This is a genomic window from Streptomyces umbrinus (assembly GCF_030817415.1).
In the GTDB taxonomy this organism is placed as follows: Bacteria; Actinomycetota; Actinomycetes; order Streptomycetales; family Streptomycetaceae; genus Streptomyces; species Streptomyces umbrinus_A.
Genome location: NZ_JAUSZI010000002.1, coordinates 9,685,045 through 9,711,829, shown reverse-complemented (window position 1 = coordinate 9,711,829; position 26,785 = coordinate 9,685,045). Strand labels below are relative to the sequence as shown.

The 26,785-nt window shown below is 70.2% G+C and carries 27 protein-coding genes and 1 pseudogene; 14 read left to right on the top strand and 14 right to left on the bottom strand.

Annotated elements, in window-relative coordinates:
- The first annotated feature begins 18 nt into the window (after window positions 1-18).
- Window positions 19-486 (top strand): hypothetical protein, encoded by a 468-nt coding sequence (locus QF035_RS42900; RefSeq protein ID WP_307526897.1) that lies wholly within the window; start codon window positions 19-21, stop codon window positions 484-486.
- A 103-nt stretch (window positions 487-589) separates the two neighbouring features.
- On the opposite strand, the gene QF035_RS42895 is transcribed toward QF035_RS42900, so the two are convergent.
- The 7 genes from QF035_RS42895 to QF035_RS42865 all read right to left on the bottom strand — a co-directional run bounded on the left by QF035_RS42895 (window position 590) and on the right by QF035_RS42865 (window position 6,880).
- Window positions 590-1,165, bottom strand: coding sequence for a hypothetical protein (locus tag QF035_RS42895; protein ID WP_307526895.1), 576 nt, complete (start codon window positions 1,163-1,165; stop codon window positions 590-592).
- Window positions 1,166-1,408: 243 nt separating this feature from the next.
- Window positions 1,409-2,092 carry a uracil-DNA glycosylase gene (locus tag QF035_RS42890; protein ID WP_307526893.1) on the bottom strand — a complete coding sequence of 228 codons (684 nt, stop codon included), beginning with the start codon at window positions 2,090-2,092 and terminating at the stop codon, window positions 1,409-1,411.
- A gap of 140 nt (window positions 2,093-2,232) precedes the next feature.
- Window positions 2,233-3,813 (bottom strand): ABC transporter substrate-binding protein, encoded by a 1,581-nt coding sequence (locus QF035_RS42885; RefSeq protein ID WP_307526891.1) that lies wholly within the window; start codon window positions 3,811-3,813, stop codon window positions 2,233-2,235.
- 209 nt (window positions 3,814-4,022) lie between these two features.
- Window positions 4,023-4,778, bottom strand: coding sequence for an SDR family oxidoreductase (locus QF035_RS42880; protein ID WP_307526890.1), 756 nt, complete (start codon window positions 4,776-4,778; stop codon window positions 4,023-4,025).
- 17 nt (window positions 4,779-4,795) lie between these two features.
- A complete protein-coding gene (gene fabG, locus QF035_RS42875) occupies window positions 4,796-5,557 on the bottom strand; it encodes a 3-oxoacyl-ACP reductase FabG (protein ID WP_055618474.1) in 762 nt (253 codons plus the stop codon).
- A gap of 157 nt (window positions 5,558-5,714) precedes the next feature.
- Entirely contained in the window at window positions 5,715-6,116 is a 402-nt protein-coding gene (locus QF035_RS42870) for a DUF3037 domain-containing protein (RefSeq protein ID WP_307526888.1), read from the bottom strand.
- Window positions 6,113-6,880, bottom strand: a complete 768-nt coding sequence (locus QF035_RS42865) for a HipA family kinase (RefSeq protein WP_307526886.1) — start codon at window positions 6,878-6,880, stop codon at window positions 6,113-6,115. The genes QF035_RS42870 and QF035_RS42865 overlap by 4 nt, the downstream gene beginning before the upstream one ends.
- Window positions 6,881-6,931: 51 nt before the next feature.
- On the opposite strand from QF035_RS42865, the gene QF035_RS42860 reads away from it, so the two are divergent.
- Both QF035_RS42860 and QF035_RS42855 read left to right on the top strand, forming a co-directional pair.
- Window positions 6,932-9,037: a prolyl oligopeptidase family serine peptidase gene (locus tag QF035_RS42860; RefSeq protein WP_307526884.1), complete on the top strand. Its 2,106-nt coding sequence runs from the start codon at window positions 6,932-6,934 to the stop codon at window positions 9,035-9,037.
- A gap of 99 nt (window positions 9,038-9,136) precedes the next feature.
- Window positions 9,137-9,586: a Rieske (2Fe-2S) protein gene (locus tag QF035_RS42855; RefSeq protein ID WP_307526883.1), complete on the top strand. Its 450-nt coding sequence runs from the start codon at window positions 9,137-9,139 to the stop codon at window positions 9,584-9,586.
- Here QF035_RS42855 and QF035_RS42850 read toward each other — a convergent pair.
- Window positions 9,573-10,223 (bottom strand): cysteine hydrolase, encoded by a 651-nt coding sequence (locus QF035_RS42850; RefSeq protein WP_307526881.1) that lies wholly within the window; start codon window positions 10,221-10,223, stop codon window positions 9,573-9,575. The two genes, QF035_RS42855 and QF035_RS42850, sit on opposite strands and share 14 nt — an antisense overlap.
- 144 nt (window positions 10,224-10,367) lie before the next feature.
- Between QF035_RS42850 and QF035_RS42845 the strand changes: the two genes are divergently transcribed.
- Complete coding sequence (locus QF035_RS42845) at window positions 10,368-10,835, top strand: pyridoxamine 5'-phosphate oxidase family protein (RefSeq protein WP_307526879.1); 468 nt, start codon at window positions 10,368-10,370, stop codon at window positions 10,833-10,835.
- A gap of 82 nt (window positions 10,836-10,917) precedes the next feature.
- Here QF035_RS42845 and QF035_RS42840 read toward each other — a convergent pair whose 3' ends face one another.
- The gene (locus QF035_RS42840; protein ID WP_307526877.1) at window positions 10,918-11,820 is read right to left on the bottom strand and encodes a LysR family transcriptional regulator; all 903 of its coding nucleotides are present in this window, start codon (window positions 11,818-11,820) and stop codon (window positions 10,918-10,920) included.
- A gap of 75 nt (window positions 11,821-11,895) precedes the next feature.
- Here QF035_RS42840 and QF035_RS42835 point away from each other — a divergent pair, with 75 nt between their 5' ends.
- Window positions 11,896-12,873, top strand: a complete 978-nt coding sequence (locus QF035_RS42835) for a DMT family transporter (protein WP_307526874.1) — start codon at window positions 11,896-11,898, stop codon at window positions 12,871-12,873.
- Between the two features lie 58 nt (window positions 12,874-12,931).
- Here QF035_RS42835 and QF035_RS42830 read toward each other — a convergent pair whose 3' ends face one another.
- Window positions 12,932-14,263, bottom strand: a complete 1,332-nt coding sequence (locus QF035_RS42830) for an aminotransferase class I/II-fold pyridoxal phosphate-dependent enzyme (RefSeq protein ID WP_307526872.1) — start codon at window positions 14,261-14,263, stop codon at window positions 12,932-12,934.
- 90 nt (window positions 14,264-14,353) lie between these two features.
- On the opposite strand from QF035_RS42830, the gene QF035_RS42825 reads away from it, so the two are divergent.
- Entirely contained in the window at window positions 14,354-15,031 is a 678-nt protein-coding gene (locus QF035_RS42825; protein WP_307526870.1) for a pyridoxamine 5'-phosphate oxidase family protein, read from the top strand.
- Window positions 15,031-15,675 carry an FMN-binding negative transcriptional regulator gene (locus QF035_RS42820; protein WP_307526869.1) on the top strand — a complete coding sequence of 215 codons (645 nt, stop codon included), beginning with the start codon at window positions 15,031-15,033 and terminating at the stop codon, window positions 15,673-15,675. Before QF035_RS42825 ends, QF035_RS42820 begins: the two co-directional genes overlap by 1 nt.
- Before the next feature lie 72 nt (window positions 15,676-15,747).
- On the opposite strand, the gene QF035_RS42815 is transcribed toward QF035_RS42820, so the two are convergent.
- The 3 genes from QF035_RS42815 to QF035_RS42805 all read right to left on the bottom strand — a co-directional run bounded on the left by QF035_RS42815 (window position 15,748) and on the right by QF035_RS42805 (window position 18,657).
- Window positions 15,748-16,740 carry a DMT family transporter gene (locus QF035_RS42815; protein ID WP_307526868.1) on the bottom strand — a complete coding sequence of 331 codons (993 nt, stop codon included), beginning with the start codon at window positions 16,738-16,740 and terminating at the stop codon, window positions 15,748-15,750.
- A 282-nt stretch (window positions 16,741-17,022) separates the two neighbouring features.
- Window positions 17,023-18,033 carry an EamA family transporter gene (locus QF035_RS42810; RefSeq protein ID WP_307526867.1) on the bottom strand — a complete coding sequence of 337 codons (1,011 nt, stop codon included), beginning with the start codon at window positions 18,031-18,033 and terminating at the stop codon, window positions 17,023-17,025.
- A 90-nt stretch (window positions 18,034-18,123) separates the two neighbouring features.
- Complete coding sequence (locus QF035_RS42805) at window positions 18,124-18,657, bottom strand: Clp protease N-terminal domain-containing protein (protein WP_307526866.1); 534 nt, start codon at window positions 18,655-18,657, stop codon at window positions 18,124-18,126.
- A gap of 76 nt (window positions 18,658-18,733) precedes the next feature.
- Here QF035_RS42805 and QF035_RS42800 point away from each other — a divergent pair, with 76 nt between their 5' ends.
- Both QF035_RS42800 and QF035_RS42795 read left to right on the top strand, forming a co-directional pair.
- Entirely contained in the window at window positions 18,734-19,042 is a 309-nt protein-coding gene (locus tag QF035_RS42800) for a hypothetical protein (RefSeq protein ID WP_307532063.1), read from the top strand.
- A 159-nt stretch (window positions 19,043-19,201) separates the two neighbouring features.
- Window positions 19,202-19,630, top strand: a complete 429-nt coding sequence (locus QF035_RS42795; protein WP_307526865.1) for a type II toxin-antitoxin system Rv0910 family toxin — start codon at window positions 19,202-19,204, stop codon at window positions 19,628-19,630.
- Window positions 19,631-19,718: 88 nt separating this feature from the next.
- Here QF035_RS42795 and QF035_RS42790 read toward each other — a convergent pair whose 3' ends face one another.
- Window positions 19,719-20,363 carry a PadR family transcriptional regulator gene (locus QF035_RS42790; RefSeq protein WP_189845289.1) on the bottom strand — a complete coding sequence of 215 codons (645 nt, stop codon included), beginning with the start codon at window positions 20,361-20,363 and terminating at the stop codon, window positions 19,719-19,721.
- 194 nt (window positions 20,364-20,557) lie between these two features.
- Here QF035_RS42790 and QF035_RS42785 point away from each other — a divergent pair, with 194 nt between their 5' ends.
- From QF035_RS42785 to QF035_RS42765, 5 genes and pseudogenes are all read left to right on the top strand, one after another.
- Window positions 20,558-21,316: a TnsA-like heteromeric transposase endonuclease subunit gene (locus QF035_RS42785; RefSeq protein ID WP_307526864.1), complete on the top strand. Its 759-nt coding sequence runs from the start codon at window positions 20,558-20,560 to the stop codon at window positions 21,314-21,316.
- Complete coding sequence (locus QF035_RS42780) at window positions 21,313-23,205, top strand: Mu transposase C-terminal domain-containing protein (protein ID WP_307526863.1); 1,893 nt, start codon at window positions 21,313-21,315, stop codon at window positions 23,203-23,205. The genes QF035_RS42785 and QF035_RS42780 overlap by 4 nt, the downstream gene beginning before the upstream one ends.
- Window positions 23,202-24,252 (top strand): annotated as a pseudogene (locus tag QF035_RS42775) (TniB family NTP-binding protein). Before QF035_RS42780 ends, QF035_RS42775 begins: the two are co-directional and overlap by 4 nt.
- Window positions 24,249-24,914, top strand: a complete 666-nt coding sequence (locus tag QF035_RS42770; protein WP_307526862.1) for a hypothetical protein — start codon at window positions 24,249-24,251, stop codon at window positions 24,912-24,914. The pseudogene QF035_RS42775 and the gene QF035_RS42770 overlap by 4 nt, the downstream one beginning before the upstream one ends.
- 363 nt (window positions 24,915-25,277) lie before the next feature.
- A complete protein-coding gene (locus tag QF035_RS42765) occupies window positions 25,278-26,714 on the top strand; it encodes a carboxylesterase family protein (RefSeq protein WP_307526860.1) in 1,437 nt (478 codons plus the stop codon).
- Window positions 26,715-26,785 lie beyond the last annotated feature (71 nt).

Sequence of the window (26,785 nt, the reverse complement as noted above, 5' to 3'; positions counted from 1 at the left end):
CACAGCAGAGTTGCGCGGGTGCATCGAACCGCGACCACCGCAACGCTCCTGGTCACCGTGGCTGTCTCGGCCGTCTCCGGCTGTGTGACCGTCCAGCGACCGCTCGCTCCGGGCGCCCCGTCCGGACCTGCCCGGGCCTCGGAACCCCGCCCGGACGGCAGGGCCGAGCCCCAGATCGTGCAGGCTCCGGCCCGGGAAGCCCTGGAGATGATCGGCCCGTCCCGGCGCCCGTCGGCACCCGCGTCCACACCCCGCCGTACGGCACCTTCGGCACCCGCCGCGGCCCCGGCGGCCCCTCCCCGTCGCCCCCCGGCCGATCCGCCGCGGCACCCGGAGCCGCAGCGACCCGAGCACCCCGCGGTTCCCCGTCAGCCCAGGGCCACGGCTCCGGTGGGCACGGATGTGTGCGCCTTGGGCCGGCAGTACGGCGGCTGGAACCCGGACAGCCCGCAGGCGACCATCTGCAAGGACGTGTACGGACGTTGACCGACGGGGCGCCGATCAACGGGGGTGGCGTACAGACCCGGACCAGGGCGACGTACAAGCCCGGAAGACCACGCTACGGCTCCTGCAGACCACGCTACGGCTTCTAGGGCCGCTGCCGCGGCGGCCCCAGCGTCTCGCCTCCCGGCCCTCTCCCCTGCCCCGGAGTCTGGCCCGGCGTCGGTTCGGGCGCCCCGCCCGACGGCCCCTCCTCGTCGAGTCTCAGCTCCAAGCGGCCGATGCCCGCCCGGACACCGTCCCCGTGCGCGTCGTCACCGAGGACGCCCACGGTGTCGCGGGCCCGGCGCAGATGGCTGCGGGCGGCCTCGGAGCGGCCCAGGTTCGCGTAGTCGACGGCGAGGCTCAGATGGAGGGAGGGATAGAAGGCCCGCACCGCGAGCGACTGCGGGTGCTCCGTGATCCGCACGTCCGTCAGTGAGTCCGCCGCCGACAAGGCCCGCAGGTCCCAGGCGAGTTCGTCCGAGGGGTCGTCCTGGGCGTCGGCCATGTAGTGCGCGAGTGTGCAGCGGTGCAGCGCGTCGCCGTCCTCGCCGATCTCGGTCCACAGGTCCAGGAAGCGGCTCCGGGCCTCCTCGCGGTCACCGCCGTGGAGGAGCATGGCGATCTGCCCGATCCGGGTCATCATCGCGTCCGCCGCCGCCTGTTCCTGTTGCTCCGCCACCGGATCGTCCTCCACGCTCGTCCGCCGACCGCAGCGCCCGCGCCGGTCGTTCCGTCACCTCTCCCGACGCTAACGGCAGAGACTGACAATCGAGCTCAGGCAGCCCCGGGGGCCCCGCGCGCCACTGGGCCAGGACGGTGACGAACGGCCCACCGACCCGCCGGACCTCGTGGCGGCGGGTCGTGGCACGCGTCGTGGTGAGGTGGCGACGTGGTGACGTGTGATGTCACCCCAGGTCGGGGATCACCCCAGGTCGGGGATCCGCCAGTCGATCGGGTCGTGACCCTGCTTGGCGACCGCCTCGTTGATCTGCGTGAACGGGTGCGAGCCGAAGAACTTCTTCGCGGACAGCGGCGAGGGGTGGGCGCCCTTCACCACGATGTGCCGCTCCTCGTCGATGAGCGGGAGCTTCTTCTGCGCGTAGTTGCCCCACAGGACGAAGACGGCCGGGTCGGGCCGGCCGGCCACGGCCCGGATCACCGCGTCCGTGAACTTCTCCCAGCCCTTCCCCTTGTGCGAGTTGGCCTCGCCGGAGCGGACCGTCAGCACCGCGTTGAGCAGCAGGACGCCCTGCTCGGCCCACGGCATCAGATAGCCGTTGTCCGGGATCGGCGTGCCCAGCTCCGCCTGCATCTCCTTGTAGATGTTGCGCAGCGAGGGCGGGGTCTTCACCCCCGGACGGACCGAGAAGCACAGGCCGTGGCCCTGGCCCTCGCCGTGGTACGGGTCCTGGCCGAGGACGAGCACCTTCACGCTCTCGTACGGCGTCGCGTCCAGCGCGGCGAAGACCTCCTCGCGCGGCGGGTGGACGGGACCCTTCTCGCGCTCCTCCTCGACGAACTCGGTGAGCTCCTTGAAGTAGGGCTTCTGGAGCTCTTCGCCCAGGACGCCGCGCCAGGACTCGGGCAGCATGGCGGTGTCGGTCACGTCAACTTCCTCCGGTGTGCGCTCACTTCACGGCCGCGGAGCACGCGACCATGGGCGGCCGCGCGAGGCGCGGCCACCGTCAGAGCACAGAACCTACAGGCGCCCACTGACAATCGAGCCCGAGTGCCCAAGTGCCCGCGCTACCAGCTGGTCTTCCAGTACAGCTCCCACATCGCCATCATCGTCGCCGGGTCGATGGCGTTCTCGGCGCCGCCGATCTCCTCGTTCGCGGCCACGTGCTGCTTGCCCTGCCACAGCGGCAGCAGCCGGGCGTCGTCCAGGAGGATCTGCTGAGCCTTCTCGAAGTCCGCGGCCACGGCCCCGCGGTCGCTCTCCCGGCGCGAGTCGGGGATCAGCTTGCCGGTGATCTCAGGGGTGTCGTACGGCGTGCCGAGCGCGTTCTGCTCGCCCACGAAGGGGGCGATGAAGTTGTCGGCGTCCGGGAAGTCGGGGAACCAGCCGCGTCCGAAGACCGGGTACTCACCCTTCTGGTAACCCCCGACGTACGTCTTCCATGGGCGGCTCTTGAGCGTGACCTTGAACAGGTCGGAGGCCTCCAGCTGGCGCTTCAGTTCCTCGAAGGCCGGCTTGGTCTGGGAGCCGTAGCGGTCGGTCGTGTACCAGAGGGTGAGCGGGACGGGCTCGGTTATGCCGTCCTCCGCCAGGATCTGCTTGGCCTTGCTGGCGCTGGGGTTCCCGAAGTCGTCGAAGAAGCCCGTGGTGTGTCCGACCAAGCCCTTGGGGATCATCGAGTACAGCGGCTCGACGGTGTCCTTGTAGATGTTGTGGGCGAGCGCGGGCCGGTCGACGATCTGGGCGATGGCCTTGCGGACCGAGACCTTCTTGGCCCACGGGTCCTTGGGGTTGAACACCAGATAGCTGATCTCGGTGGTGGGGTTCTCGACGAGCTGGAGACCCTCGTCCCCACTGTTGTCCTGGATGTCCACGATGTCCGAGGCGCCCAGACCGCGGTAGACGACGTCGATCTGCTTGTCCCTGAGGGCGTCGGCCATCGCGGCCGACTCCCGGAAGTAGCGGATGGTGACGGCGCTGTTCTTCCGGTCCGCGATGCCCTTGTAGTTGCCGTTCTTGACGAGCTCCGCCTGCTTGCCCTCTTCGTAGGACTCCAGGTTGTACGGGCCCGAGCCGGTGACCTTGCCGTCCTTGCGGAGCGCGTTCGCTGGGTACTCCTCGGGGTCCACGATCGACATGGCGGGCGTGGAGAGCACGAAGGGGAACGTCGCGTCGGGCTGGTTCAGATGGAAGACGACTTCCTGGTCGCTCTTCGCCTCGACCCGGGAGAGGCTGTTCAGCAGACCGGCGGGGCCGCCGTTGACGTTGATCTTCTTGATCCGGTCGATGGAGTACTTGACGGCCTTGGCGTCCAGCTTGTGCCCGTTGGAGAACTTCAGTCCCTCGCGCAGCTTGCAGCTGTACACGGTGCTCGAACCGTTGGTGAACCGGCAGCTCTCGGCGGCGTCGGGCTCGGGCTCGGACGCGCCGGCGGGGAAGTTCAGGAGGGTCTGGTGAACGTTGCGGAACAACTCCCACGAGTTGTCCCAGGAGGCCGCCGGATCCAGTGTGCTGGGTTCACTGGTCGTCCCCACGAGGATCGACTTCCCCTCGTCGGAGGAGTCCGAGGAGAATACGCCGCATCCGGCGACCAGGGATATGGACGTGATCGCCCCCACCTGACGCAGGTATTTGTCCCGCTTGAACACGCGCACGCTCCTCGATCGGCCATACCACAAGGGTGGGCGCACGATACCGCAGCGCCCGGCCGCATGGGCCTTCACACTGGCAGGGCCCTTGATCAGCAAGTATCGCGGAACGTGTCGGAACGGTCTCGTTCCTGGCAGCACCCTGGACAGGTGGACGCCCGGGCGTTTTTCGGCCAAGCCGCCCGGGCGTCCGCGATCGAGATCCGTTGTCAGACTCCGGCGTTGAGGAACTTCCCGCCGTCGACCACCAGCGTCTGCCCGGTGATCCAGTCCGACTGTTCCGAGGTCAGGAACGCGGCGGTGCCGCCGATGTCCGACGGTACGCCGAGCCGGCCGAGGGGGTAGCCCGCGGCCGCCTCCTCCTCGCGGCCCTCGTACAGGGCCTTGGCGAACTGCGTCTTGACGACGGCGGGCGCGATGGAGTTGACCCGCACCTTGGGCGCGAACTCGTGCGCCAGCTGAAGCGTCAGGTTGATCATCGCGGCCTTGCTGATGCCGTACGCCCCGATGAACGGCGAGGCCTGGACGCCCGCGAGCGAGGAGATGTTGACGATCGCGCCGCCGTTCTCGCTCTGCCACGCCTTCCAGGTCCGCTGGGCGAAGCCGAGCGCCGAGACGACGTTGGTCTCGAACACCTTGCGTGCCACGTTGAGGTCGAGGTCGGCGATCGGCCCGAACACCGGGTTCGTACCGGCGTTGTTGATCAGGAAGTCGATGCGGCCGAACGCCTCCATGGTGCGTTCGACAGCGATGGCCTGGTGGGCCTCGTCGTGGGCCTTGCCCGGCACGCCGATCACGCGGTCGGCGCCGAGCGTCTCGACTGCCTCCTTGAGCGCGTCCTCGTTGCGGCCGGTGATGCACACCCGGTCGCCGCGGGCGAGCAGCGCCTCGGCGACGCCGTAGCCGATGCCGCGGCTGGCGCCGGTGATGAGGGCCACCTTGCCCGAGAGTTCCACAGTGGTCATGTTCCTGTCCCCCGGCCCTAGTTGAGCGGTCCGCCGGCCACGTACAGCACCTGGCCGGAGACGAAGCCGGCCGCGTCGCCCGTGAAGAAGGCGATCGCGTTGGCGATGTCGTCCGGGTTGCCGACGCGCTGGACCGGGATCTGGGTGGCGGCCGCGGCCTGGAACTCCTCGAAGCCCATACCGACCCGCTCGGCGGTGGCGGCGGTCATGTCGGTGACGATGAAGCCGGGCGCGACGGCGTTCGCGGTGACGCCGAACTTGCCGAGCTCGAACGCGAGGGTCTTGGTGAAGCCCTGCAGACCGGCCTTGGCGGCGGAGTAGTTGACCTGACCGCGGTTGCCGAGCGCGGAGGAGGAGGAGAGGTTGACGACGCGGCCGAACTTGGCGTCCACCATGTACTTCTGGACGGCCCGCGTCATCAGGAAGGAGCCGCGCAGGTGCACGTTCAGGACCGTGTCCCAGTCCGACACGCTCATCTTGAACAGCAGGTTGTCGCGGAGCACGCCCGCGTTGTTCACCAGGATCGTCGGCGCCCCGAGCTCCTCGGCGACGCGCGCCACGGCGGCCTCGACCTGCGCCTCGTCGGAGACGTCGGCGCCCACCGCGATCGCCCTGCCGCCGGCGGCGGTGATCTTCTCCACGGTGTCCTTGCACGCGGCCTCGTCGAGGTCGATCACCGCGACGGCGCGGCCCTCGGCGGCCAGTCGTACGGCGGTCGCGGCGCCGATGCCGCGCGCGGCACCGGTGACTACGGCGACGCGCTGCTCTGAGGTGGACATTGCTGGTTCTCCTCGCCCTTGGGAAGCCCTTGAAAGACCAAACCTGCGGCTCTCACGGTACGCCCCTCTGGTGAGCGACCGCTTAGTACCTTCAGCAGACGTGACGCTAGAAGCCTTGGCACCCAGTGTCAACGGCCTGGTGGGCCGGTGTGAGCCATTACCTGACCAGCAGGTCGAGCAGCCGCAACGCCTCGGCGGCGGGATCCGCCGTGAGACCTGTGTGCACGGGCCCCGGCTGTACGACCGTGGAGCGGGGCGCGATCAGCCAGCGGAAGCGCCGCCCGGCGTCGTCGCGCGCGGCCTGACCCGCCGCCGCTCCCCCGGCGCAGACGCCCTCGACGGCGCGCAGAGCGGCCCGGACCCCGGGCGCGTCCGCCTCCGGGTCGAGGGCCCGCAGTTTGGTCTCGTCGAGATGGGTGTGGGCGGCCACGAAGGACTTCGCGCGGCAGTACACGAGCACGCCCGCGTTGAAGTACTCCCCCCGCTCGACCCGGGGCACGACCCGCAGCAGGGCGTACTCATAGACGTCACGACCGTCACGGCCGTCGCGCTCGCTCACTTCGTGCCCTCCTGGCTCGTCCGGACGCGCTCGTGAATCGTGGCGGCGCGGGCGAGCAGCGGCTCCGCGTACGCGCGCCTGAGCGCGTCCGTCGACTCGAACCCCGGCTCGTCCCGCAGCCACTCCTCCGGGATCGCCGCGGTCACCTCGGCGAGCAGGTCCTCGGTGACACGGGGCGCCAACTCCGCGGCGGCGGAGGCGATATCGGGGCCGAACGGCGCGAGTGCGTGGTCGGTGGCGTCGTACGGCTTGGCCGCGGAGGCCGCCGCGCCGGGCCAGTTGTGGTGCCAGATCATGGTGGCGCCGTGGTCGATGAGCCACAGGTCGCCGTGCCGAACCAGCATGTTAGGGTTTCGCCACGATCGGTCGACATTGTTGACCAACGCGTCGAACCAGACGTTCCTCCCGGCTTCTTCCGGGCTCACCTGGTGCGCGAGAGCGTCGAAGCCGATCGCCCGGGAGAGGAAATCCATCCCGAGATTCAGCCCCCCGCTCGACTTGAGCAACTCCTGCACTTCCTGGTCCGGTTCACCGAGCCCGATGACCGGATCGAGCCCGATCGTGACCAGGCCGGGTACGCGCAGGCCCAGGCGACGGGCGAGTTCACCACAGACGACCTCCGCGACGAGGGTCTTCCGTCCCTGTCCGGCGCCGGTGAACTTCATGACGTACGTTCCGAGATCGTCCGCCTCGACGAGCCCCGGCAGCGAGCCGCCCTCACGCAACGGCGTGACATAGCGGGTCGCGCTGACTTCCTTGAGCATCGCCCCAGGTTACTGGGGCGTTCCCCGTCCACTCGCACGAAGGGATCACCTGTGACCGCCGAAGACCTGCCCCTGCAGCACGCCCGTACGAAACGCTTCTCCCTCGGTGTGCCGCGCGGCTTCACCGTCTCGCCGGACGGCGACCGCGTCGTCTTCCTGCGCACCACGAGCGGCCGCTCCACGACGGGCCTGCTCTGGCTGTACGAGAACGGCGAGGAGCGGCTGCTCGCCGACCCGCTCGCGCTCGGCGACAGCGGCGAGGTCCCGGAGGCAGAGCGGATCCGCCGCGAGCGGGCGCGCGAGACGAGCGCGGGGATCGTCTCGTACGCCACCGACACGGCCGTCCGCCTGGTCGTGTTCGCCCTCTCGGGCGCCCTGTGGGCCGTACGCACGGACGAGGGCGTCCCGCGCCGGATCCCCACCGCGGGCCCGGTCGTCGCCCCGCACCCGAGCCCCGACGGCTCCCGCATCGCGTACGTGAGTGACGGCGCCCTCCGGGTCGTACGCATCGACGGCACGGCCGACCGCGCGCTGGCCAGGCCGGAGGGCCCGGAGATCACGTACGGGCTCTCCGACCACGTCTCGGCCGAGTCACTGCACCGCACAGGGTCGTTCTGGTGGTCGCCGGACGGGGACGCGCTGCTGGTGGTGCGGGTCGACAACGCGCCGGTCCAGCAGTGGTTCATCAGCGATCCGGCGGACCCGACGCGTCCGCCGCGCGCGATCCGCTACCCGGCCGCGGGCACCGCCAACGCCGAGCTGTCGCTGCACGTGGTGGGCCTCGACGGCGAGCGCGTCGAGGCACGGCTCCCCAAGGAAGCTTCCGGGCCGCATCCGGCGGGCGATTGGACCGACCCGTCCTTCGAGTACGTCGTGCACGCGGCCTGGGACGACGCCGGGCCCTCCGCCGTCGTGCAGACCAGGGACCAGCGCTCGGCGTATCTGCTCAGGATCGGTTCCTCCACGGGCCTGACCACGACGCTCCACCATCTCCGCGACGCCGCCTGGCTGGAGTTCATACCCGGAACCCCGGCCACCACCGCCACCGCCGGTCTCGTCCTCACCACCCAGGAGGGGACACGCGGACTCCTGTTGACAGAAACGGGAGTGCGCACCCCGGAGAGCATGTACGTCCACGAACTGCTCGGTGTCGTGGGCGACCGGCTCTACTTCACGGCGTCCGAGGAGCCGACAGAGACGCACGTCTGGTCGTACGACCCGGAGAAGGGCTTCGAGCGGCTGACCGACGAGCCGGGTGTGCACCGCGCCACCGTCGGGGGCGACACCGCCGTCCTGGACAGCACCACCCTCGACGGGCAGACGGTGACGGTGCATCGGGACGGCGGACCGGCCGGGCGGATCCGGGTGCTGGCCGAGCGGCCCGTGACCGAGCCGCGCCCCCGCTTCCTGACCCTCGGCGAGCGGGAGTTGCGGGCGGCGCTGTACCTGCCGACGTCGAACGAACCGGGGGCGGGCCGTCTGCCCGTGATCGTGCACTCGTACGCGGGGCCCGGCGCGCAGAAGGTCGTGAAGGCCGCCGCCTGGCACCACGCCGTGAACCAGTGGTTCGCCGACCAGGGCTTCGCGGTGCTGTGCGTCGACGGCCGGGGAACGCCGGGGCGCGACCGGGCCTGGGAGACCGCCATCCACGGGGACCAGCTCATGCCCGTGATCGAGGACCAGGCGGACGCCGTACGCGCGGCCGCGGAGCTCTTCCCCGAACTGGACACGGGACGCGTGGCCATCCGGGGCTGGTCGTTCGGCGGCTATCTCGCGGCGGGGGCCGTGCTGCACCGGCCCGACGTGTTCCACGCGGCGGTCGCGGGCGCGGCCCCGACCGATCTGCGGCTGTACGACACGCACTGGAAGGAACGGTTCATGGGCCACCCGGACGTCCAGCCGGAGAACTACGAACGCTGCTCCCTGGTGGCCCACGCGCACAAGCTCACGCGCCCCTTGATGCTCGTACATGGGATGGCCGACGACAATGTGGCGCCCGCACACATGCTGCGGTTCTCGGCGGCGCTGCTCGCCGCGGGCCGGCCGCACACCGTGCTTCCGCTGCCGGGAGCCACGCACTCGGTGACACAGGAGGGCGTGATAGACACCCTGCTCAGGCTGGATCTCGATTTCATCAAGAAGTCGCTCAATTCCTGAACCGCCTGAACTGCGCGGGTGACGTACCCGTACCCCCTGTTGGATCAACACACAACTTTACAAACGCGCATCTGCACATCTGTGGAAGGGACCGCCACTATGTCCAGCGAATCGCTCAAGCCTGCGCCGGCGCTCTGTCGTCGCACCCTCCTCGCGGCACTGGGCGGGGCGGGTATCGCCGCCACGCTGACCGCCTGCGGGGGCTCCGACGACAGCTCGTCCGGCTCCTCCGACGCTTCCAAGTCGTCGGGCTCCGGCGGGGGTGCGGCGCTGGCCAAGACCACCGACATTCCGGAAGGCGGCGGCAAGGTGTTCGCCGACCAGGGTGTGGTCGTCACACAGCCGACGGCCGGTGAGTTCAAGGCCTACTCGACGGTGTGCCCGCACCAGAAGCAGCGGATCAACAGCGTCGCCGACGGCACCATCACCTGCCCCGCCCACGGCAGCCAGTTCAACGCCGCGGACGGCAGCGTCAAGAAGGGGCCCGCGACGAGTGGCCTCACCGCCGCCAAGATCACCGTCAGCGGGGACTCGATCACGCTCGGCTGACCCGACGCGGTCGCTTGAGGCAGGCCAGTACCTCGTCCGTGGTGGCGACGGTGGCCACCAGCGCGAGCGTGTTGCGGATCATCGCGGGGGTGTAGTCGGAAGGCACCCCCGCGATGGCGTCGCTGGGGACGACGACGGTGTAGCCGCGGTTCACCGCGTCGAACACGGCGTTGGGCACGGCCACGTTGGCGGAGACACCGGTCACGATCAGCGCCCGGCAGCCGAGGTTGCGCAGCAGCGCGTCGACGTCGGTACCGGCGAGGGGCGAAAGACCGTGCAGGCGGCGTACGACGAGATCCTCCTCGGCGACCTCGATGGGCGGCGCGACACGTACCGCGGTGGTCCCCGACAACTGCCGCACCGGCAGACGCTCGGCCGCGCGGAACAACCGGGCGTTGTGATTGGCCCCCCGTCCGTCGGGACGGCGCTCCGCGATCGCGTGCATGACCTGTACGCCGCTCTCGTGGGCCGCCGTGACGAGACGGGCGACCTGGGCGAGCGCGCCCGAGGCACGGAACTCCTTGGCCAGTTCGGGCAGCGCGCTGTCCGGGCCGACGACACCCTGCTGGCACTCGACGGTGAGCAGGACCGTGGTCGCGGGGTCGAGGAGTTCGCTGAGCTGCTCGTGCGACGGCATGGGCTCCCCCTGTCACGGGCGGTCCCCGGGCCCGGCGCGGCCCGGTCGACCTGGTCTGCGGTGGCGGGCGAGCGTAGCCACCATTGCGCACGGACGGAAGACACTCCATGCTTTTCTGACGTCACGTCAGAAATGGGGAACCGTATGGCCGTCACTCAGCGCCGGGGCCGAAGGATCATGATGACACCCGACGAGCTGGACGAGTTCCTGACCACTCAGCGCACCTGCCGGGTGGCGACCGTGTCGGCCGACGGCGCGCCGCACGTCAGCACGCTCTGGTTCGTCTGGGACGGCAAGTCCCTCTGGCTGTACTCGATCACACGAAGCAAACGCTGGGCCGACCTGCGCCGCGACCCCCGCGTCGCCGTGGTCGTCGACACGGGCGAGGAGTACGACGAACTGCGAGGCGTCGAACTGTCGGGCACCGTCGAGTTCATCGGCGAGGCCCCGCGCACGGGCGACCCCCACCCCGAACTCGACTCCGTGGAGCCCCTGTTCGCCCGCAAGAACTTCGGCCTCCCCGAAATGCCCCACGACGGCAGACACGCCTGGATGCGCCTCACCCCAGAAGCAACAGCATCCTGGGACTTCCGCAAACTGGCTGCCCTGTGAGGAGGGGGGGAGGCTTGCGCCCCGTAAGGGGCGCGGGGAACTGCGCGACAAGCCACAGCGGACCCGCACCCAAAATCCGAGCCTAAGAAACCCGCACCCCCGCGGAGCGCAACGCATCCACAGCGGCCCGAATAGCGGGCCGCCGATCCGCATCGGCCCGCCACACCGCATACACATGCCGCGTAACACGCGGCCGCACCGGCACGGTCCGCACCCCGGCCGGAACAGGATCCCGCCCGAGGCGAGGCGCCACGCACACGCCGAGCCCCGCCGCGACCATCGCGAGCTGCGTGTGATGCTCCTCCGCCCGGTGCGCGATGACCGGCTCGATCCCCTTGCCCCGCAACGTGAAGAGCAGCCACTCGTGACAGAACTCCCCCTCGTCCCAGGCGATCCACTCGTCGTCGACGAAGTCCTCCAGGTCCACCTCTGAACGATCGGCGAGGCGATGCCCGACAGGCAGCGCCAGATCGGTGGGGTCGTCGAGAAGCGAGGCCTTGACCAGACCGTCCGGCAGCGGCAACGGCTTGTTGTACCAGTCGAGGACGACCGCCAGATCGAGGTCACCGCGCGTCACCCAGGCGACCCCGATCTCCGGCTCCAGCTCTCGCGAGCGAACCCGCAGCCCGGGATGCTCGGCACGCAGAGCGGCGAGCGCCGTGGGAAACAGCCCGCGCGCCGCCGTGGGGAACGCGGCGAGCCTCAACTCCCCCATCACCTGCCCACGCTGCGCCTCCAGATCGGACTGGGCGAGCTCGACCTGGGACAGGATGCGCGCGGCATGGTCGGCGAGCAGCCGCCCCGCGTCGGTGAGCCGCACCCCCCGTCCGTTCTTGGCGAGCAGTTGCTGCCCCACCTCCCGCTCCAGCTTGGACATCTGCTGGGACACCGCCGAGGTCGTCACATGCAGCCCCTCGGCGGCGCCACTGACCGAGCCGTGCCGGGCCAGGGCATCGAGGGTGCGCAGGCGCTCCAGGTTCAACATGTAAGCAATACTACGAGGTACCACGACATAAATCTCGCTTGTGCTACGAGATCGTGATCCCCCATCGTGGTCGTCATGAGCGCCGCGACCGAGCCCCAGACCTCTCCCGTCCCCTTGTCCACCGCACCTCCGGGCTCGCTCCGCACCGCCCCGCCCCTTCGCCGTCGCCGAGCCCTCGACTGGCGCCTCCGCTTCGCCGGTCTGTCTCTGGTCTGGGGTTTCAGCTTCCTCCTCATCAAGGTCGGCACGAATGGCTACGCCCCCTTCCAAGTGACGTTCGGCCGCCTGCTGTTCGGGACGTTGGTGCTCGCGGTCGCAATCGCCTGGAAGCGGGACCGGCTGCCGCGCGGAGCGCATACCTGGGGGCACCTGACGGTCTCGGCCCTGCTCCTCAACGCCCTGCCGTTCTCGCTGTTCGCGTACTCCGAGCTGACGATTCCTTCCACGCTGGCGGGGATCTGTAACGCGACCTCACCCCTGTGGGGCATGGCCCTGTCGCTGGTCGCCCTCTCCGAGGACCGGCCCACCCGCCGCCGGGTCGCGGGCCTCGGCATCGGCTTCCTCGGCGTGCTGACGGTGCTCGGCGCCTGGCAGGGTTTCCACGGTCTGGACGCCGCGGGCACGGCGATGGCCCTGCTGGCGTCGCTCAGTTACCCGATCGGCTGGATCTACATCCGCCGCACGCTGGCCGGCTCCAGCGATTCCAACCTCTCACTGACCGGCGCCCAGCTTCTGCTCGCGACGGCCCAACTGGCAGTCGTCACCCCGCTGTTCACGACACTGCCGACCCACTTCCCGCTCATACCGCTGCTCGCGATCATCACGCTGGGCACTCTCGGTACGGGCCTCGCCCTTCTCATCCAGTACGGCCTGGTCGCCGAGGTCGGTCCGACGACGGCCCAGATGGTCACGTACTTCATCCCGGTCATCGCCACCGCCGCGGGCGTCGCGATCCTCGGTGAGTCGCTGGCCTGGTCGACACCGGTGGGCGCGGTCATCGTGCTGGCGGGCGCGGCACTCACCCAGTCCCGGCCCGCCAAGGCCAAGCCCTGAGCCCACCGCGCGACCGCATCACCAGGCCACCGGCTCAACGGCTCACCGAGCCCCGGTCTCAGACGTAGCGGCGCTCGGGTGCCGGCCCGACCGCGGCGGTGACCGCGTCCGCCAACGCCCCGACCTCGTCCGGCGCGAGGGTCGAGACGGTGATCCGCAGCCCGGGTGGCGCGTTCATCCGGAAGCGGGCCCCCGGAGCGACGGCCCAACCCGCGTGCAGCAGTCGCGCGACGGCCCCGGTCTCGTCCGGCACAGGCACCCACACGTTCATCCCGCTGCGCCCGTACGCCTCGACGCCCCGCTCCGCGAGCGCCCCGATCAACGCGTCCCGTCGCCGCCCGTAGGCCGCCGCCACGGTCCGCGCGTCCACCGCGCCTTCGGCCCACAGCCCGGCAACAGCCCGTTGCAGCAGCCGGCTCACCCATCCCGGCCCCAGCCGCTGCCGCCCCTGGACACGGTCCATAGTGACGGGGTCGCCGGTGAGCACGGCAAGGCGCAGATCGGGCCCGTACGCCTTGGCGACCGAGCGCAGGAACGCCCAGTGCCGGGTCACGCCGGCCAGCGGATGCAGGGGCAGGTCGACGATGCGATGCCCGTGGTCGTCCTCGACGAGCAGGGTCCCCGGGTGGTCGGCCAGCACGGAACGCAGGGCACGCGCGCGTGTGGCGCTCACCGCGGCGCCGGTCGGGTTCTGCGCGCGGTCGGTGACGATCAGGGCCCGCGCCCCGGCCTCCAGCGCGGCTCGTACGTCGTCGGGCAGCGGCCCCTCCTCGTCGACGCCGACCGGAACCGCCCGCAGCCCGAGCGCCGGGATCAGATCGAGCACACTGCGCCAGCCGGGATCCTCGTGGGCGACGGCGTCACCGGGCCTGAGGTGCACGGCCAGCACCCGCTCGATGGCGTCGAGCGACCCCGAGGCGACCACGACCGGCCCGTCCGGAACGCCGTCCGCATCCAGGTCCGCACGTGCGAGGCGCGCCAGCTCCGGCTCCACGGCGGCCTCTCCGTAGAGCACCGGCTCCCGGTCCGCGTGAGCCGCGGCCGCCGCGAACACTCCGGCGAGCGCGGGCAGCAGGGCCGGGTCCGGATTGCCGTCGGTCAGATTCCGCACTCCCGGCGGCACATCCAGGCGGGAGATCTCCCGAGCCGTCGTCACCGGCTTGGACCGTACGCGACTGCCGCGCCGGCCCGCGGTCTCGATCACCCCGCGCTCACGCAGGGTGCGATAGGCGGCCGCGACCGTATTGGGATTCACCCCGAGCCGACCCGCCAACTCCCGCATCGGCGGCAGCAGTTGACCAGGCTCCAGCTCCCCGGAACCCACCGCACGCTCGACGCTGGCCGCAATCTCAGCTGCGCGCCTACCCTCGATCCGATACTCTTCTAGCACAAAGTTGAGTATGCACTAGTGCAATAAGCCAAGCAAGGCGAGCACGGCGTACGAGCGAGAACACACGACGACGCAGACCTGGAGAGCACCATGACGGAGACGGCCGCCCCGCACCCCGCCACCTACACCCCGACCGACCGCACCGTCCCCACCCGCTCCAAGGAGCGCGCCGCGTACGACCACGAGATGGTGCACTCGATCCTCGACGAGGGGTACGTCTGTCATCTGGGCTTCGTCCGCGACGGGGCGCCGGTCGTGCTGCCCACGCTGTACGGGCGGGTCGGCGAGCACCTCTATCTGCACGGCTCGACGGGTTCGCGCCCGTTGCGGATGGCGGGACAGGCCGACCCCGGTCTGCCGGTCTGCGTCACCGTCACGCACGTCGACGGGCTGGTGCTGGCCCGCTCGGCCTTCCACCACTCGATCAACTATCGCTCCGTGGTGGTGCACGGCGTCGCCCACCAGGTGACGGACCCCGACGAGAAGCGGGAGGCCCTGGACGCGCTGGTGGACCACGTGGTGCCCGGCCGCTCGTACGACTCCCGGCCCGCCAACGCCAAGGAGCTGGCCGCCACCGCCGTGCTCCGCCTGGACCTCGCCGAGGTCTCGGCCAAGCTGCGCACCGGCGGCCCGAACGACGAGCCCGAGGACCTCGGCCTGCCGCACTGGACCGGAGTCCTCCCCCTCCGCAAGGGCTACAACGCCCCGATCCCCGCCACCGACCTCGCCCCCGGGATCGAGGTCCCGGACTACCTGGCGATCCTCTGATGCTCATACATCCCTGGGACGCGCCCCACGACGACGCCGAATGGCAACGGTGGCTGGCCGTCCACGACTTCGGCCAGCTTTCCGTGAACGGCCTGCCCGGCGAGCCGCCGCACGTCCAGCCGATGCACTTCGTCCACGAGGCCGAGCCCGGACCGTACGGACTGGTCCTCGCGCACCTGGCCCGCCCGAACCCGGTGTGGCCGGCACTCGATGCGAACCCGGTCGTGACCCTGAGCGTGGTCGACGACTACGTGTACGTGCCCGGCCCCTGGCAGGCTCCGCAGGACTCCCCGCCCGAGCACGGCACGCCGACGAGCTTCTACGCGGCGGTCCAACTCCGGTGCACCGCCCATGTGGTGGACGACCCGGACGAGAAGGCGGAGCTCCTCAATCGCCAGGTCGGCCACTTCCAGCCCGAGGGCGGTTCCGCCCGGGCGACGGTCGGCGAGGCCCCGTTCGGCCGTCTCCTCCCCGGGATCCGCGGCCTGCGGCTCGAAGTGACGAACGTACGGGCGAAGTTCAAGTACGCGAATCACCGGCCGGAGGAAATCCAGAACCGCGTTGTGGCCGAACTGACCACAAGAGGTGGTCCGGGTGACACGGCGGCGCGGGAACACCTGCTGCGGCGACGCAGCAGCAGGTGACACCGAAGTGACGCAGGCCGCCTCATAGGTGACCGGCCGTGTGGACCCTACGGGGTGGGGCCCACACGGCCGTCACCGACGTTCTCCGCTGCCCGCAGTTCCTCGGAGCAGCGCCGGCTCCTCCTCGGGAGCCCGCCTCTCGGTCCCCGTGCCCCGCGCTTCCGCGAGCGCGAGCCCAGCCACCGACCCGAGCATCAACAGCGTGCCCGCCACCGTGGCCGCGGTGAGCCGCTCGTCGAGCAGTCCGACGGCCAGGACCGCCGCGCTCACCGGTTCGAGCAGCATGATCACGGAGACGGTGGCCGAGCGGACGACGGCCGCGCCCGCGAAGTACAGGGCGTAGGCGAGGGCCGTCGGAACCGCGGCGATGAACACGACCAGCACGATGACCCGGGCGGGTTCGGCGGTGTGCGGCACCAGCCCCTCCACGAGCCCGAACGGCAGCAGACACAGAGTCGTGACGGCGAACGCCCCCACGGTGGTCGAGGACACGTCGGTGCCGCCGTCGCGCCCCCACCAGCGGGTCAGCAGCGTCATCACCGAGTACCCGGCGGCGGACACGACCGCGAGAGCGACGCCCGACGGCCGGACCGACGCACCACCACTGCCCAGCACGAGCACCGCGAGCCCAGCGAGCGCCCCGGCCACGGCGGCGTATCCGGCGCGCCCCAGCCGTTCACCCATGGTCAGCCGCGCTCCCAGCGCGATGAGCACGGGACCGGCGCCGAGGGTGACGACGGTGGCCACGGCGAGTCCGGTGGCCTCGACGGCAGCGAAGTACGCGGTCTGGAAGACCGCGAGCCCCACGCCCGTGGCTCCGGTCCGCAGCAGCCGCGTACGAAGGAGGGGGCGTGCGGCGGGGCGTGGCGGGCGCCGGAGCGACCGGACGGCGAGCAGCAGGGCCAGGCCGCCCGCGCAGCGCCAGAAGGACAGGGCGACGGGGCCCATGTCGCTGGCGCGGTAGACGAGTGAGGCGACCGCGCCCGCGGTGCCCCAGGCGGCGCCGGCGACGGTCAGACAGAGGAGGCCTCGCCCGATGGGCAGGCCGGAAACAGCATGCGACACGTGTTCTCTCCGCAGATCCGCAGAAGTTCGGGAAAGGACCACGTCACGCGCCGTACGAGCGGCACACCGGCCGGATGGGGCGTACGAGCCCCGTCAGGCGGGTGAGTCGTCGCGACCAGGTCGGTCGCGATCAGGTCGGTCGTCTCGGCGCGGATGGTCCTCGGACTTCATCCGCGGGCAGCACCGTTCCGCCCGGCCGGTGGCCGGGCGGGAATTCCGGAGGGCCCGCCTCAGGCGGCCGGAGGCGGAAGAACGAGTGCGCTCGAATGCATGATCGGGAGCCTAGACGGCGGTGCCTCGCGCCGACAACTCCCTTTCGGCGTCGCCCGTGCCGCCCGCCACCGGTGTCTGCGAGGCCTTGGCGGGCGTGGACGACTGGGCGATGAAGGCGCCGAACAGGACGACCGCGCCGCCGATGATCTGCGGCGCCGACAGGTGCTCACCGAGCAGGACCCAGGCGAGCACGGTCGCGATGACCGCCTCCAGACACGCCACGACGCCTGCCACCTGCGGCGAGAGCCTGCGCACGGACTGGACGCCGGTCACGTAGGCGACGACGGTCGCGATCAGCACGATCCAGCCCAGCAGCAGGGAGGCCGCGACCGCCGTGCCGTCCATCTCCGCGGTGCCCCCGAGCACCGACCAGTCCATGCCCCACGGCCGCGCCACGACCGTCAGGACGAGCGCGCCGACCAGCAGTCCGTACGCGATGACGCCGAGTGGGTCCGGGGCCTCCTCGCCCGCGTCGCTGCCCTGGTCGGACAGGACGAAGTAGCCGACCTGGCAGCAGGCGGCGCCGAGCGCGAGCAGCAGCCCTAGGACGTCGAAGCTCAGCCCCGACCACACCTCGACGACACAGGCGAGACCGCCCACGGCGAGGACGACCCCGAGGGCCGCGGCACGGGTCACCGGCCGCCGCTGCACGAACCGCACCCAGCAGAGGACCAGCGCAGGGGCGAGGTACTCGACGAGCAGCGCGACCCCGACGGGTATGCGCGAGATCGAGGCGAAGTAGAAGGCCTGGACACCGGCCACGGCGAGCAGTCCGAACCCGGCGAGCAGCGCGGGCCGCCTGCGCACGAGCCCCCGGTGGCGCACGGCCAGCGGCAGCATCACCAGCGCGGCGCCCGCGACCCGCAGCCACACCACGTCCAGCGGGTCGAGCCCCGCCTCGATCAACGGCTTGGCCGCGACACCGGATCCCCCGAAGGCGACCGCGGACGCGAGCGCGAGGCCGAGCCCGAAGCCCCTCCCCCGGTTGCCCTGACTGCTCTCAGACGTATGCACCGGCACATGATGACAGGCGACGACATGAGCGTCACCCCCAATGACACCTGTCTCACCGAGTGGACCGGCGACGCCCCCGCACGCCCCGTTGTCGGCTCAGGCCTCGATGCCCCGGCCCGCCGCGGCATCGATCCGCGCGAGCAGCGCCGGTACGTCGACCCCCGCGCGTCCCAGCACCTCCACGGCCCGCGACTCGGGTTCGGCGACGATCGCCGCGAGCAGGTCGACCGCGCCCGCGCGTTCGTCGCCCCGCCGCAGGGCCCGCTCGCCGGCGACCTCCAGGGCGCCCGCCGCCACCGGCGACCACCCGTCCTCGGTCACCACGGGTATGGCACCGGAGTCCTCGACGGAGCTCTGCCAGCGCAGCCCATAGCCGATGCTGCGCTGGACGAGGTAGCCGAGCAGCCGGGCGACCTGCGGGCCGCTCTCGAAGGCTTCTCGCACCTCGGGGTCGGACTCCAGGAGTGTGTGCAGCAGATGGGCCGTGTCGATCTGCCGGTCCCCGTCCCGCAGCGCTCGTCTGCGCGCACCGATGACCACCGCTGCCAGCTCCTCACTGAGCCGGGCCTCGATGTCCACGCGGACCGGGTCGTGCCCGGCGGCCTGCTGGTGGGAAGTACGGGATTGCACATCCCTTACCCCATCAGTCCCTTCGGATCGAGTCATCCTCGCGGGGAAGCATTTTGGCGTCCGACACAGGGTGGGCATGACCGTCCGGCTCCTCCTCCTTACGGATGACATCACGCCGTTTCCTCCGACGGGCGCGCGCCGCCTTGCCCTGCGCCCCTCGCGCAACCGCATCGCACCGGCGCTCGTCCAACGCAGCATGGACAGCAGGTGCTGGCTGGTGGTCCTGCCGGCGATCGACGGCAGGCAGTACGTGTACCGGGTCTACGCCCCCGACGACGCATTGCTCGCCGACCTGTTCTGGGACGCCTGGCACTGCCACGACGAAGGGCCGTACCCGCGCGCCTGGGACCTGTTCGACGCGGCGGTGATACGGCGGGTCGACTGAGCACCCGCCACAAGCGCCCACCCCCTGCCGTCTCCACACTCCCCGTCTCCACACTTCCTGACGGTTCATCAGTATTGAATGTTGAGGGTCCTGCGGCTACGTTCCGCGACACCGTAGCCAGCTGCGCCCGGCGCAGCACCCGAGACGAGGGGTGGTCGCATGGCCGAAGTCAGCGCGGAAGCACGGATAGAGGCGCCCGCCGAGAAGGTCTGGGCGCAGCTCACGGACTTCTCCTCGTACGGCGAGTGGAACTCCACCCACACCAGCTTCCCGAAGGGCGGTCCCGAGTCCCTCGAAGTCGGCGGCACCTTCGAGGAGAACATGAAGCTGATGGGTTTCCCGGCCGAGGTCAACTGGACCATCGAGGAGCTGGAGGCCGCCCGTCTGCTCGCGATCCGCGGCAAGGGCCCGATGGCCGTGACGGTCGCCACGCGCTACACGCTGACTCCTGACGGCGAGGCCACGACCGTCCGTATCGACGGCGAGTTCACGGGCGCCGCCGTCTCGCTGATGGCGGGCAAGCTGAAGGACTCGGCGACGGCGGCCCTGCACGAGTCCCTGCGCAAGCTGGGCGGGCTGGTGGCCTAGAGCAGGCTCGGAACGGGCCGTCACGCACTCGACGGCACACGCTAAAGGGGGGTACCTCGATGTCGAAGTACCCCCCATTGGCGGACCATCAGTCCTCGTCGGCGAGGATCAGATACAGCTTCTTGCGCGCGTCGTTGATGACGGTCAGCGCCTTCTCGCGCTGCTCCTTGCTGCCGGTCTTCCAGACCTGCCCGAACGCCTCCATCAGACCGAAGCCGGCCTGCCGGATGTCGCTCAGCGCCTCCCAGTCGACCCCGCGCCCGGCGTCCTCCCAAGGCGCGTCCGGGCCCTCGTCGGCCGCGGTACGGCCGGCGTCGGTGAGCGAGAACAGCTTCTTGCCACCCTCGGTCGCACTGCTGATCAGCCCCTCGTCCTCCAGAAGCTGAAGGGTGGGGTACACCGAACCGGGGCTGGGCTTCCACGCCCCGCCACTGCGCTCGGCGATCTCCTGGATCATCTCGTAGCCGTGCATCGGCCGGTCCTTGAGCAGGGCCAGGATCGACGCGCGTACGTCGCCGCGCCGCGCCCTGCCGCGCGGTCCGCCCCGACCTCCGCGCCCGCCCCAGGGGCCAGGGCCGAAGCCGGGACCACCGAAACCGGGTCCGAAGGGACCGAAGGCGGAACGCCGGCCCTCGAAGCCACCCCGACCGGGGTGCCCGGGCCCGCCGCGTCCGCGGCCACGTCCTTCACCGGGGCCGAACCCCGGTCCGTATTCCTCTCCATGGGAACGCATCGCAATCACTCCATTCGATCGTTGATCTGTCGCGATGCGTCAACGATATATCGGAAGTGTTCGGCTGGCAAGGCGCACCGACGAAAGGCCGCTGTCCTTTGTCATCCAATCGAGGCGTTTGACAACGAACTCAGTCGTTTCGGCTTTTCTGACAGTGAATCTAGTCGGAGGGGTGATCACGCTGGGGGGGTCGAATGTCGGTATCGACAGGGGTGGAGAGCACTGCCCCGTACGTCGAGGTGTCGTGTCGTGTGGACGACAAGCGCGGGAGTAAGCGGCGTCGTCCGTTGCTGGACTGCGCGACGGCCAGGTTCGAAGGCGCGGTGCCTGTCCGGCCGTTTCGGTGGTCGTGGGGTGGACGCAATTTCCCCGGGTGGTACTGGGCGGCGACTACAGGGCAGCACGTCGGTTTCGAGTCGTGGTTGGAGCGGGACCGGCTGGTACTCATGGACTTCGATCCAGCTGTGGTGGGGATGGCGTCCCAGCCGTTCTGGCTGCACTGGCACGACGGGGAACGTGAGCGTCGGCATGCCCCGGACTTCTTCGTGCGTCGGGTCGATGGCTCGGCGGTGGTCGTCGATGTCCGTGCCGACGACTGGATCGCTCCGCGGGATGCCGAAGCGTTCGAATTGACGCGCAGGGCCTGCGCGGAAGTTGGGTGGTGGTTCGAGCGGGTGGGGACGCCGGAGGCAGTGCTACTGGCGAATGTCCGGTGGCTGTCGCGCTACCGGCACCCCCGCTGCCGACGGGAGCCGGTCGCAGCTCGGCTGCTGGAGGTCTTTTCTCAGCCGGGACCGCTGATGGCCGGGGCTGATGCGGCTGGCGACCGGCTCGAGACGCTGCCTGTGTTGTTCCACCTCTTGTGGAAGCACGAGTTGTCGGCCGAGCAGATGGACATCGAACTGCTCGGTCCGCGCACGGTCGTGCACCGGGCCGGCGGGAGTACTGGATGACGAGCGAAGAGCGTCGGGTCCCGCCGACTGCGCGGATCGCGGAGTTCCCTAAGAAAGCTGCTGAACAGGCCCGTTGGTGGGAAGGACACATCCTGGAGGTGCTGCACGGATTGCCGCCGGATGCTCCCCACGGGGCAGTGCCGCGACCGGAGTTCGACCCTCGGCAACGTTGCCTGGCCGAGCGGGAGCGAGCCAAGGCCGCCGAGCTGACAGCGGCGGGCCATCGGATGACGGCCAGTGGAATCAAGCAGCGGCGACAGCGTTATCAGCGCGACGGGCTGGTGGGGCTGGCGGATGGTCGGTCGGCCAAGAAGCTGCCGGACTTCGGCCAGATTTCCCCGTTGGTGGTCGAGGCAATGAGGCAGGCGATCGCCGAGACGACCGATGCCTCATCGAGGACGGTCCGTTTCACCATCTGGCGGACGAAGGAGATCCTGGAGTCCCGCGAGGATGCCGACGGCATCGAACTGCCTACGGAGCGCACGCTTTATCGGCTGTTCGACAAGTTGGCGGTCGGCACACACGCGACCGGTTCGGCGAGGACACGCCGCTCGTTGCAGGCGCGTCCGGCCGGTCCGTTCGGGGAGGTCCCGGCTATCGCGCCGGGCGAGCTGATGCAGATCGACTCAACTCCGTTGGACGTCTTGGTACGGCTGGATGACGGCATCGCGGAGAAGGTCGAGTTGACCGCGCTGGTCGACATCGCGTCCAGGTCGATCACGGCGGCAGTGCTGCGTCCGACGACGAAGGCGGCCGACGCCTCCGCCCTCCTGGCCCGCAGCATCACACCGGAGACGATGCGGCCGGGCTGGCCACAGGCGCTGCGGATGTCCCGGTCGGTCCTGCCGCACCAGCGGCTGCTGGCCCTGGACGAGCGGCTGGAGCAGGCGGCGGCGCGGCCAGTGATCGTTCCAGAGACGATCGTCTGCGATCACGGCAAGGTGTTCATCTCGCACAACTTCCGTGCCTCCTGCCGCTTCTTGGGCGTCTCGCTGCAGCCGACGCACAAGGCGTCACCCTTCGAGAAGGGCGTGATCGAGAAGACGCTGGGATCGGTGGCGACGCTGTTCGCGCAGTTCGTCGCGGGGTACACCGGCCGCTCGGTGGAGCGCCGTGGCCGGCGTGTGGAAGACGGGCCGTTGTGGTCCTTGCCCGAGCTGCAGGACCTGCTGGACGAATGGATCGTCACGGTCTGGCAGAACCGGCCGCACGACGCGCTGCGCGATCCCAGCACACCGAAGCGGGCGTTCTCGCCGAACGAGAAGTACGCGATGCTGCTGGAGTCGTGCGGCTACGTTCCGGCCCCGTTGAGCGGTGAGGATTACGTCGAGCTGCTGCCGGAGCGGTGGCACGCGATCAACGCCTACGGCATCCGGATCAAGCGCCGCACCTACGACAGCCCGGAGTTGAACCCGCTGCGCCGTCAGCACTCCGGGGTCGCGGAGAAGAAGGGCTTGTGGGAGATCCACTACGACCCCTACGACATCTCGCGGATTTGGGTACGCGACCGCCGCGGCGAGAGAGACCGGTGGATCACCGTCTTCTGGCGGCACCTGCACCGCGTCGGCGTCCCCTTCGGCGAGATGGCCTGGGACCACGCCCGCCGACAGGTTCCGAACGACAGCGAAATCCAGATCGCGGAAGCGGCAGCCGCCCTACTCAAGCGCGCCCACGACGGTCCTGCAGGCGAGAAGAGCCCTCCGGTCAAACGATCAAGGAAGGATCGCCGGGTCGCAGCCCGCACCCGAGCGACCGCCCCGAGCCGGGAGATCCCTGACCCACCGGCCGAGAGCGAGCCCATGGACAAGGACACGGCGGACTCCGCGCTGGCAGAGGTCATCCCGCTGGGCCTGTTTGACCCGCTGGCCGATCCTTGGAGGCGCACGTGACCATCTCCAAACCGGCGGCCCGACGCACCGTGCTGCAGGAGACCGACGCCGAGGCCGACCGGCAGCTGAACACGTTGACTGGATGGCGCAGGTTCATCGACGGCCCACCCACTCCCCCGGTCTTGGCGTCGCGCAGTGCCTGGCAGCAGATGAACCCAGCCAAGCGGGATCTCTATGACGAGTCCCGCCTTGACCATCACGCTCGGATGCTCACCGTCGCCACCTCGTTCGTCGAGCGGACGGCGATCTGCGGCCGTCGTCTGGTGCTGCTGAACCGGCACGCGATCAGCGCCCGCCGCGGGCTGATCGTTTCCGGCCCGGCGGGAACCGGAAAGACCATCGCCATCACGCAGTTGGGGCGCTCCCATGAACTCCTGGACCGGGCCCGGCACCCCCATGCCACACACCGGATTCCGGTCGTCTATGTCACCGTCCCGCCCGCCGCGACCGCCCGCATGATCGCGACCGAGTTCGCACGCTTCCTCGGCCTGCCGGTGCGGGCCCGCTCGAACATGACGGACATCATCGAGGCTGCCGTCGGTGTCTGCACCGACACCCGCACCGCTCTGGTGCTGGTCGACGAACTCCACAACATCTCACTCACCAGCCGCCACGGCGCCGAAGTCGCCGACACCCTCAAGTACTTCTCCGAACGCCTGCCCGCCACCTTCGTCTATGCCGGCATCGACATCGACGAATCCGGGCTGCTGTCCGGGACACGCGGCGCCCAGATCGCCGGCCGCTTCACCCTGATCCCCACCCGCCCCTTCCCCTACAACAGCGAATGGAAGGGCCTGGTCGCCACCATGGAAGACACCCTGCGACTGCACGAACACCGCCCTGGCACACTCACCGACCTGGACCGCTTCCTGCACAACCACACCGGCGGCATGATCGGCTCTCTCCCACGCCATCCGCGGAGCCGCCCTCGACGCCATCCTCACCGGCACCGAGAAGATCACCAAGAAGAGCCTCCAGGCCATTCCGCTCGACCACACAGCCCACACCACGGCGTCCATGGCCACGAAAACCGCTGCGTCCCGATGAACAGCGAACTGCCGCCCCGGTTCGCGCCGCTGCCGGTCCGACTCCGCCCCTGCCTCGGAGAATCCACCAACTCCTACATCCGACGCCTGGCCCGCGCCAACTATCTCCAGCCCAGCTTCCTGCACTGCTATCTCTGCGGCCCACCGCAGTGGTTCGGCAGGCCCCTCCTCGAACACCTCGCCACCACCGCCGGCCACTCGCCCGAAGCACTCGAACGGGCTCTCGCCGACGCCAACTCCCTGGGCGGCACAAACAGACCACGCCGACGCCTCCCCAGGAGAAATCCCTTCGCCGGACGCCAAGACCTGGCCCACCGCATCGCCCAAGAGGCCCTCAAGGGGACACAGATCCGCACGCTCGCAAAACGCCACAACCTCCGCTGCTCGGACATCCGCTTCGCCCTGGAGGTCCCACGCCTGACCACCGCAGAGACGAGTCCGCTGACCGAACCCATCACAGGGGAACTCGCCGACCTGGTCGAGGGCATGATCGGCAGGAAGCTCAACGCAAGGCAGATCTGGACCGAACTCATGGACCACCACGACTACTTGGTCACATACGACAGCATCCGCCACTACATCCGATACACACGATCCCGAACAGCGTCAGCACGCGTAGGGAACCCAGAGGCGCATACAGCGGCCCCAACTGCCTCTCCCTGACAGCGGTGAAGTACGAGGCCCCATGCCAGAGCCGCATGCATAGGTCACGGCCGTCGTAGACAGCGACGCCACCGAGCTTGCACGGGGCGGCGACGCTCCGGGGAGGCAAGCGCGCAGGCGTGGTCCGGCGACTCGGAAGGGCCACCGGCGGAGGGGCAGCGGAGTGGCGTCCGGGGCGGCAGGGACGCAGGGGGCGTGGATGACGAAGAAGAGGAGCGCCAAAGTGTCACCTGGCGACCATCGCGTGACCGCTTTCCGCCGGGCGATTTGCCGGATCCCGGGGAAGGATGGGAGGGCGCCACGGCGAGCCCAGCCGCCGACGCACCCTCCCACATCACCCGAACCGCGCCGGAAGGACATGTCATGGCCGCCGCCACACCCAAGGCTCCGACTGCACCAGGGGTACGGTCCTGGTGGGGGATCCCGTATGCCACCGCCGAGCGGTACCGCCGCCCCGTGGTCGCGGAGTTCGATCCGGACCTCCCGTATGACCGCAAGGGCGTCGTCTCCGTCCAGCCCGACAGCGGTGACTGGCTCGAAGCGGACAGCGGGATGGGCGAGGACTGCCTGAACCTGAACGTGTGGGCTCCCGAGCAGCCGGCCAGGGAGGCGCTGCCGGTGGCCGTGTACATCCACGGCGGCGGATTCGAGTACGGCGCGAACACGCAGATCACCTCGAACGCCGCCGGCCTCGCCGCGACGGGGCGCGTGGTGGGCGTGTCGATCAACTACCGGCTCGGCGCCCTGGGCGCGCTCTCACTCTCGCAGTACGGCGGGCGGCTCGCCGAGGCCAGCAACCTCTTCCTGCAGGACGCCATCGCCGCGCTCACCTGGATCCAGCGGAACATCGCCCACTTCGGCGGCGATCCCGACAACGTCACCGTCTACGGCCACAGCGGCGGCGCCTACACCACCTTCGGGCTGCTCAGTGCCTCCTCCGCCAACGGCCTGTACCGGCGCCTGGCCGGGTTCTCCGGCGGGCCCGCCCGCTCCATCCCGGCCTGGTGGGCCGAGGAGCTCGCGCACCGGTTCGTCACGGAACTCGGTGTCGCAGACAACCCCGACAAGCTGATCGACCTCGACACGGCCTCCCTGGTGGCTGCCCTGAACAAGGTCGCCCCGACGGATCTCGGCGTCCGTGGCGGGGTGGACAACCAGGCCACCGGCGTCGTCCTGGACATCGGACAGCCCGGCGCGGTGGTGCACGCCCACCCCATGGACGTCCTGGCCTCGGGCGCGCACCGCGGTGTCGACGTGCTGCTGAGCATGGCCAGCGACGACATGGGCTGGTGGGTGGCGAACGACCTCGACCGGTTCGACCCGCACACGCTCGACCGCGTCACCGACGAGGTCGCGGGCTGGCGCATCTCCCGCTCCCGCGCCAAGAAGATCGTCCATGCCTACGACCAGGGCGGCCGTACCCCGGCCGAGGTTCGCGCCGCGCTCATGGCGGACTACCTCTTCGCGCTCCCCGCCGCCCGCGGTGCCCTGGCCCACGCCGCCGCGGGCGGCAACGCCCATCTCCTGGTGATCGGACCCGCTGAGGGCGCGCCCGCCGTGCACGGCACCGAGATGTACGCCCTGGTCGGCCAGGAAAAGCCGGGCCGCCGTGCCGAGCAGGCCGAGCGTGACACGCGTATCCGCGACATCCTGCTCGACTTCGTAACCGGCGAGCAGTCCCGTCTGTGGCCCGCCGTCACGGACCGTCCGACCTCGGAAAGCGTCGGCAACCCTCCCTTCGAGGCGAGCGCCCACTACCAGGCGGCCCTCGACCTGTGGGAGGGCATCGACCGCCCCTAACGGCCATCAGGCAATACGGACATGCGGAACAGCACAGAGCCGCCCGGGGACGAACACGGTAAAGGAGCTGG

Coding starts and splice junctions, on each gene's coding strand:
- QF035_RS42780 (WP_307526863.1), top strand. CDS start 21,313: ATGACGAGCGAAGAGCGTCGGGTCCCGCCGACTGCGCGGATCGCGGAG.
- QF035_RS42855 (WP_307526883.1), top strand. CDS start 9,137: ATGTCCAGCGAATCGCTCAAGCCTGCGCCGGCGCTCTGTCGTCGCACC.
- QF035_RS42790 (WP_189845289.1), bottom strand. CDS start 20,363: ATGCGTTCCCATGGAGAGGAATACGGACCGGGGTTCGGCCCCGGTGAA.
- QF035_RS42800 (WP_307532063.1), top strand. CDS start 18,734: ATGACCGTCCGGCTCCTCCTCCTTACGGATGACATCACGCCGTTTCCT.
- QF035_RS42795 (WP_307526865.1), top strand. CDS start 19,202: ATGGCCGAAGTCAGCGCGGAAGCACGGATAGAGGCGCCCGCCGAGAAG.
- QF035_RS42770 (WP_307526862.1), top strand. CDS start 24,249: ATGAACAGCGAACTGCCGCCCCGGTTCGCGCCGCTGCCGGTCCGACTC.
- QF035_RS42765 (WP_307526860.1), top strand. CDS start 25,278: ATGGCCGCCGCCACACCCAAGGCTCCGACTGCACCAGGGGTACGGTCC.
- QF035_RS42850 (WP_307526881.1), bottom strand. CDS start 10,223: ATGCCGTCGCACGAGCAGCTCAGCGAACTCCTCGACCCCGCGACCACG.
- QF035_RS42880 (WP_307526890.1), bottom strand. CDS start 4,778: ATGACCACTGTGGAACTCTCGGGCAAGGTGGCCCTCATCACCGGCGCC.
- QF035_RS42865 (WP_307526886.1), bottom strand. CDS start 6,880: ATGCTCAAGGAAGTCAGCGCGACCCGCTATGTCACGCCGTTGCGTGAG.
- QF035_RS42785 (WP_307526864.1), top strand. CDS start 20,558: ATGTCGGTATCGACAGGGGTGGAGAGCACTGCCCCGTACGTCGAGGTG.
- QF035_RS42820 (WP_307526869.1), top strand. CDS start 15,031: ATGCTCATACATCCCTGGGACGCGCCCCACGACGACGCCGAATGGCAA.
- fabG (WP_055618474.1), bottom strand. CDS start 5,557: ATGTCCACCTCAGAGCAGCGCGTCGCCGTAGTCACCGGTGCCGCGCGC.
- QF035_RS42835 (WP_307526874.1), top strand. CDS start 11,896: ATGAGCGCCGCGACCGAGCCCCAGACCTCTCCCGTCCCCTTGTCCACC.
- QF035_RS42825 (WP_307526870.1), top strand. CDS start 14,354: ATGACGGAGACGGCCGCCCCGCACCCCGCCACCTACACCCCGACCGAC.
- QF035_RS42845 (WP_307526879.1), top strand. CDS start 10,368: ATGGCCGTCACTCAGCGCCGGGGCCGAAGGATCATGATGACACCCGAC.
- QF035_RS42840 (WP_307526877.1), bottom strand. CDS start 11,820: ATGTTGAACCTGGAGCGCCTGCGCACCCTCGATGCCCTGGCCCGGCAC.